Below are 909 nucleotides of genomic sequence, written 5' to 3'. Positions count from 1 at the left end.
GTGAAATGGAAGTGGACGTGCGGGTGACCGGCCAGCCATGCCTTCACCTCTGGCGTGGTGTGGGTGGAGAGGTTGTCCAGAACGACATGGATCTCCTTCCCGGTATGCGGCTTCACTGCCTTCTTCAGGAAGGCCAGGAAGCTCTTGCCGTTCCGGCTCGGCTTGCACTCGCCGACTACTTCGCCGGTGCCGACGTTTAGGGCGGCGAACAGGTTCGTGGTGCCATGCCGGACGTAGTCGTGGGTGCGTTTCTCGGTGGCCGAGAAGGTCACGGGCAGCACTGGCTGGGTCCGGTCCAGCGCCTGGATCTGCGTCTTCTCGTCAATCGAGAGCACGACCGCACCGCCCGGCGGGGCGAGGTAGAGGCCGACGACATCGGCGACTTTGTCCGCGAACGCGGGGTCCCTCGAAAGCTTGAAAGTTCCGCTGCGATAGGGCTTGAGGCTCTCCTCGCGCCAGACTCGCGCGATGTAGTGCCAGGACACGGAGACGTTCTCGGTCCGCTTCACGTACTTCGCCAACTCACGCGTCGACCAGTGCGAGAGGCCCGTGGCCGCCGGCGGCGTCATGCGCGTCAGCGCAATCACCCGCGCCCGGACCCGCGCCGGCACTTGTTCCCGGGCACCGCCAGGACGATCGCCTTCCAGACCTGCCAGACCGCGCTGCGTGTAACGGGTCTTCCAGCGGTCCACGGTCGGCAGCGACACTCCGAGCAACTCGGCAATGTCCTTGCGCCGACGCCCCTCGCCCGACCACAGCACGATCCGGGCCCGCACGGCCACCTCCGCGGACACATCCCGGCTGTTCGCCAACGCCCGCAACTCGGCGGCCTGTTCAACGGAGAGCTCCATGCCAGCAGCAACGAGACACACGAGATCAAGTAACGCCAACGGAATCACGACGCACTAG

General features: G+C 65.8%; 1 protein-coding gene. It reads right to left on the bottom strand.

Annotated features, from left to right (window positions below; all coding sequences use genetic code 11):
- A partial coding sequence (locus tag ACFP1Z_RS33675; RefSeq protein ID WP_390321867.1) for an IS630 family transposase occupies positions 1 to 851 on the bottom strand: 851 nt, incomplete at its 3' end.
- Between the last annotated feature and the right edge of the window lie 58 nt (positions 852 to 909).

It is taken from the genome of Streptomyces gamaensis (assembly GCF_042656465.1).
In the GTDB taxonomy this organism is placed as follows: Bacteria; Actinomycetota; Actinomycetes; order Streptomycetales; family Streptomycetaceae; genus Streptomyces; species Streptomyces gamaensis.
This window is presented reverse-complemented; position numbering and strand designations above follow the sequence as displayed.